General features: G+C 66.2%; 5 protein-coding genes. 2 read left to right on the forward strand and 3 right to left on the reverse strand.

Features of this window, described 5'->3' with window-relative positions; all coding sequences use genetic code 11:
• The coding region (locus ACESMO_RS09550) for a hypothetical protein (protein ID WP_372707929.1) at nucleotides 1-516 on the reverse strand (516 nt) is incomplete at its 3' end.
• Between the two features lie 281 nt (nucleotides 517-797).
• Between ACESMO_RS09550 and ACESMO_RS09555 the strand changes: the two genes are divergently transcribed.
• The gene (locus tag ACESMO_RS09555) at nucleotides 798-2,429 is read left to right on the forward strand and encodes an alpha-glucosidase (protein WP_372707930.1); all 1,632 of its coding nucleotides are present in this window, start codon (nucleotides 798-800) and stop codon (nucleotides 2,427-2,429) included.
• A gap of 9 nt (nucleotides 2,430-2,438) precedes the next feature.
• Nucleotides 2,439-3,461: an NAD-dependent epimerase/dehydratase family protein gene (locus tag ACESMO_RS09560; RefSeq protein ID WP_372707931.1), complete on the forward strand. Its 1,023-nt coding sequence runs from the start codon at nucleotides 2,439-2,441 to the stop codon at nucleotides 3,459-3,461.
• 82 nt (nucleotides 3,462-3,543) lie between these two features.
• Here ACESMO_RS09560 and ACESMO_RS09565 read toward each other — a convergent pair whose 3' ends face one another.
• Entirely contained in the window at nucleotides 3,544-4,773 is a 1,230-nt protein-coding gene (locus ACESMO_RS09565; protein WP_372707932.1) for a type II toxin-antitoxin system HipA family toxin, read from the reverse strand.
• Nucleotides 4,773-5,150: a multiprotein-bridging factor 1 family protein gene (locus ACESMO_RS09570; protein ID WP_372707933.1), complete on the reverse strand. Its 378-nt coding sequence runs from the start codon at nucleotides 5,148-5,150 to the stop codon at nucleotides 4,773-4,775. Before ACESMO_RS09570 ends, ACESMO_RS09565 begins: the two co-directional genes overlap by 1 nt.
• Nucleotides 5,151-5,177: the final 27 nt, after the last annotated feature.

Raw genomic sequence — 5,177 nt, forward strand, 5'->3', positions numbered from 1 at the left:
GGCGGGCGCGGCTTCTCGCACCGCGGCGGCGGGATTGAGCGCGGCCGTGGCCTCGAGGAAGGTTCCCGGCTTCATCGAAGGCTCTGCGGCGGTCGAAAGGCCGACGACACGGGCCAGATCGGCGATATAGGTGATGCAGTTACGCCGACGCAGGTCGTAGACGGAGCCCTCCGGGCTGTTCCACCAGTCGGAGCGTTGGCGAAGGGCGCGGTAGGTCGCGTCATCAACGGTCAGGGTTAGATGCGGCTGGCCCTCCTCGATGTATCGCGCGTCCGGACTGGTCACGACGCCACCCCCGCGCATCAGCAGCAGATGCGGCCCCGGGCTTTTCGCCGTGAAACCGGCCGCCCAGTCCACGGCCTCGCCGGTGTCGTCCAGCGAACCCTTGGCGTGGACATAGGCGTGGGGAAACAGCAGATAGCCGTCGCGAACCCGCGCGCCGGGATGGGCGTAGAAGGTCACCGTCACCTCGGCCAGCGCGGGCCCCGCCAGCAGGACCAGCAGAAGACCAGTCAAGCCTGCGCGCCTCAATATGCCGATCATTGCACTCTCCACGCCGCGCACCACGCCCTACGCACTATGCTCTTCGCCCCACGATAAGGCGCCCGATGCCGAACACGCAAAGGCCGTCGGGGATGCCCCGCCGGCCTTTGCGTGTTCCCGGGGTTCGGTGGGACAAATCCGGCTGTGTAGAGCGCCTTGAGTCGAGCCGTGACCAGAAGTGGGCGCAAAGCGGCGTCGCTCTCATGATCGACGTCCAGCCTTGACGGCGAGGCCGAGACGCTGAGGGTGTCCCTATGTCTATCGAAGCCTCCGCCATCCCCGCCGACGCCGACGCCGAATGGTGGCGTGGCGCGGTCGTCTATCAGGTCTATCCGCGTAGCTTCGCCGACTCGAACGGCGACGGGATCGGCGACCTGAAGGGCATCACCGCTCGTCTGGACCACATCGCCTCCCTGGGCGTCGATGCCGTCTGGCTGTCGCCCTTCTTCACCTCGCCGATGAAGGACTTCGGCTATGACGTCGCCGATTATTGCGATGTGGATCCGGTGTTCGGCGTACTGGGCGACTTCGACGCGCTGATCGACAAGGCGCACCGGTTGGGGCTGAAGATCATTACCGACCTGGTCCTGGCCCACACTTCGGACCAGCACGACTGGTTTCGCGAGAGCCGCCAGTCGCGCCACAATTCCAGGTCCGACTGGTACGTCTGGGCGGATGCGAAGACAGACGGGTCTCCGCCGTCGAACTGGCAGTCCGTGTTCGGCGGCCCGGCCTGGACCTGGGACGCCCGGCGCGGCCAGTATTACATGCACAATTTCCTGCCCGAGCAGCCCCAGCTGAACCTGCACGAGGCCGCGGTGCAGGACGCCCTGCTGGACGTTGCCCGCTTCTGGCTGGATCGGGGCGTCGACGGCTTCCGCTTCGACGCCATCAATTTCGCCATGCACGACCCCGGGCTGACGGACAATCCGCCCCTGCCGCCCGGCGGCAAGCGGACGCGGCCGTTCGATTTCCAGGACAAGCTCCACAACCAGTCCCACCCCGGGATCGCCGATTTCCTGGCGCGCGTCCGGAGCCTGATCGACGGCTATGGCGGTCGCTTCAGCGTGGCGGAGGTCGCCGGCGACCACGCCGAGCGCGAGATGCGGGCCTTCACCCACGGCGACGACCACCTGAACAGCGCCTATGGCTTCCTCTACCTCTATGCCCCCGCCCTGACAGCGGCGCTGGTGCGGAAAGGGGCCGAGGCCTGGCATGGCCTCGACGGTCAGGGCTGGCCGTCCTGGACCTTCTCCAATCACGACGCGCCGCGCGCCGTGTCGCGCTGGGCCGAGGGTCGCGATCCGCGGGCCTTCGCCGAGATGGCGATGCTGTTGCTGATGTGTTTGCGCGGCAACGTCTTCATCTATCAGGGCGAGGAACTGGCCCTGCCCCAGGCCGAGGTGCCGTTCGAGCGTCTGGTCGATCCCGAGGCCATCGCCAACTGGCCCCGGACGCTGGGCCGCGACGGTGCCCGCACCCCCATGCCGTGGACGGCCGACGCGCCCCACGCCGGCTTCTCGACCGTCGAACCATGGCTGCCCATCGATGCGCGGCACCTGCCGCTGTCCGTGGACTGTCAGGAAGGCGACGCAGGGTCCATGCTCCATGCGACACGACGACTGGTCGCCCTGCGCCAACGTCATGCGGTGCTCCGGCGCGGCGAGATGCGGCTGCTCGGCGCGGACGACACCCTGATGTGCTTCGAGCGGACGCTGGGCGAACAAGTCCTGATGTGTGTCTTCAACCTCGGTCACGCCGCGCTGCCCTGGACGCTGCCGGACGGCTTGCGTGTCATCGAGGCGGTCAATATGGCGCAGGCGACGCCCGGGACACTGCCGCCCCTCGCGGGACTGGTGCTGGCGCGCAACGGCGGGCGGGGCTAACGAGACGGCATGACCGTCAAGGGCCCCGTCCTCGTCACCGGCTCCGCCGGCTTCATCGGCTTTCACACCGCGCAGCGCCTGCTGGCGCGCGGCGAGACGGTGATCGGCGTCGACAACCTCAACGCCTATTACGATCCGGCGCTGAAACAGGCCCGGCTGGACCTGCTGCTGGCTCAGCCCGGCTATATCCACCACACCCTGGATCTGGCCGACCGCGACGGCATGGCGGTCATGTTCGCCCGGCACAGCCCGCGCCGCATCGTCCACCCCGGCGCCCAGGCCGGCATCCGCTACAGCGTCGAAAACCCCGAGACCTATGTCGACTCCAACGTGGTCGGTTTCCTGACGGTGCTGGAGGGCGCGCGGGCGATCGGTGCCGAGCATCTGGTGTTCGCCTCGACCAGTTCGGTGTTCGGTGCCAACACCGCCCTGCCCTTCTCGGTTCGGCAAGGCGTGGCGCATCCGCTGAACGTCTATTCGGCCACCAAGATCGCCAATGAGGCCATGGCCCACGCCTATGCCTACATCTTCGGCATGCCCTGCACGGGCCTTCGGTTCTTCACCGTCTATGGGCCGTGGGGACGACCCGACATGGCGCTCTTCAAATTCACGCAAGCCATCCTTGAGGGCCGTCCCATAGACGTCTATGGCGACGGAGCCATGGAGCGGGACTTCACCTATGTCGACGATATCGTCGACGGCGTGGTCGCCGCCCTGGACGACGTGCCCGCCCGTGACCCGGACTGGCGCGCCGACAGCCCCTCGCCTGCGACCAGCGGCGTCGCGCCATGGCGCATCCTCAACCTGGGTGCCGGCCGCCGCGAACCGCTATCGCGCTACATCGAGGTGCTGGAACAGGCGTTGGGTCACAAAGCGATCCTCAACATCATGCCGACCCAGGACGGCGAGATGACCCGCACTGAAGCGGATGTGTCGGAGACGCGCGCCGCGCTTGGCTACGAGCCCCGAACCCCGATCGACGTCGGCGTGACCCGGTTCGTCGACTGGTACCGCGACTTCTACCGCGTCTGAGACGCGAAGCCGAGGCGACCCTCGACAACCCCATTTTGTCATATCTGGCGCTTCGGAGCTCTTAAACTGTCATATATGACAATCAGAGCTGAAGAGCGGCCTCGAGTTCGTCGTGCGCGAAGGCGGGCTCATAGGCACGGGCCTGATTGCCGGTTACTCCAACCTTGCGGAACTCCTCGCGCCAGGCGTCGCTGATCCGTACAGCGGTCTCACGGATCAAAATCCTGGCCGCCGCCTCGGTGATCTCGAAAAATTCACACGCCTCCAGCGCGAGAGCGATGGATCGGTCGTGCGGACCGCCCTCCATGATGGCGGTCTCCAGATGTGGGTTACGGTCGGGCGCCGGGTTGATGTCGAACGCCGGTGACAGGCGCCACTGCTGGCCGCCGACATAGATGAAGCCGTGGTTCTTGAGGTGATCGTCCTTGTTGGAGACGAGGATGGTGAAGATCATCCGGAGAAAGAGTTCCCGGAAATCAGCCGCCGGATCGGCCGCAGCCATCCGGATAAAATCGACAATCTCCGTATAGGACCCGAGTTCAGCGCCGATCTTGCGCAGCGCGGTTCGCGCGGAGATATAGGGAATACGGGCGGCTTGCCGCCGGTCGAACCGCTGAACCAGGGCCACCGGGAAGGCGCTCGCCGCCAGTTCAAGCCTGACCTCGGGTGTTCGGATCCCACACAACCGGGCGAGCCGGAGTGTGGCGACTTCGACCCGTTCGATAGGAGCCTGGTCATGTGCGGATGTGAACTTGGCCAGCCAGAGAGTCTCGCCGTCCCGCACGTTGGCCTTGGGCCGCGCACCGCCCGAGCCGCCGGCGCCAGCCAGAGCCTGCAAGTCCGCAGCCGAGACGTCCTTGCCCTGTTCATAGGCCCTTGCGATGGCGGTGATCGCCTCCAGGTCCACCAGACGGGGAACGGTCTCGGCCGCCCCGCGAATGACCTCGCCCTGGTCATCAAGGAAGCGAAGCGCACCTTGGCGGCAGGTGTCGGCGGACAGGGTGAGGTATTCGAACTCGGAAAGACCGGCGCCATAGGCCCGCTCAAGGAGACGGCGTCCCCAGGTGTCGGGTGCGGCATCCGAAAAGACGCCTGCCAGGGCTTCGCGCATATGTCCGGACTGACCCGCCGAGTGAACCGGCCCGCCGTCCAGGGGCATGTCCGGTTGCAAGGCAAAGCCGCGCGCGCTCTCGATCCAGGCCTGGTCGTAGGTGAAGGTTGAGAACTGGCGCGGCCCCGATTGCGTGAACCGCAGTTGGCCTACAGCGGTCAGGTTCGCGCCAAGCGCGACTCCGGCGCTGAAAACCCCCATCAGAAGGCTGCGCCATCTGGATCGACAATATCCTCCGTCACCGTGAGGCCTGTTCCAATGGCGCGCTTGCGTCGATCCATGTAGCTGACGGTGCGTCCGCGCTTGGGGGCCTGCTCCTTTGCAAGGGTCAGGCCCAGATCATCTGTCCGGATATCGATCAGATCAGCCAGCCGTTCGATCAACCCGAGGACCACCAGAACGTCGGCCAAGGTTCCCAGGGCAACGCCAGGATCGCCCTTCTCGAGACGCGCGAGCGTGCTGGCCGACGCCCCGGCGCGGATCGCCAGATCGGCGACAGCCATGCCTCTGCGCAGACGCGCGCCGCGAATATCGCGACCGAGTCGTTCAAGAGCCGGTTTCGACTTCGGCGAGCTCACTGCAAGTCTCCATATATGACAATATAA

Origin of the sequence: Brevundimonas sp. (assembly GCF_041688735.1) — a bacterium.
Lineage (GTDB): Bacteria > Pseudomonadota > Alphaproteobacteria > Caulobacterales > Caulobacteraceae > Brevundimonas.

Bases quoted from the DNA above. Each gene is read 5' to 3' on its own strand.
- ACESMO_RS09555 (WP_372707930.1), top strand. From the start codon at position 798: ATGTCTATCGAAGCCTCCGCCATCCCCGCCGACGCCGACGCCGAATGG.
- ACESMO_RS09560 (WP_372707931.1), top strand. From the start codon at position 2,439: ATGACCGTCAAGGGCCCCGTCCTCGTCACCGGCTCCGCCGGCTTCATC.
- ACESMO_RS09565 (WP_372707932.1), bottom strand. From the start codon at position 4,773: ATGGGGGTTTTCAGCGCCGGAGTCGCGCTTGGCGCGAACCTGACCGCT.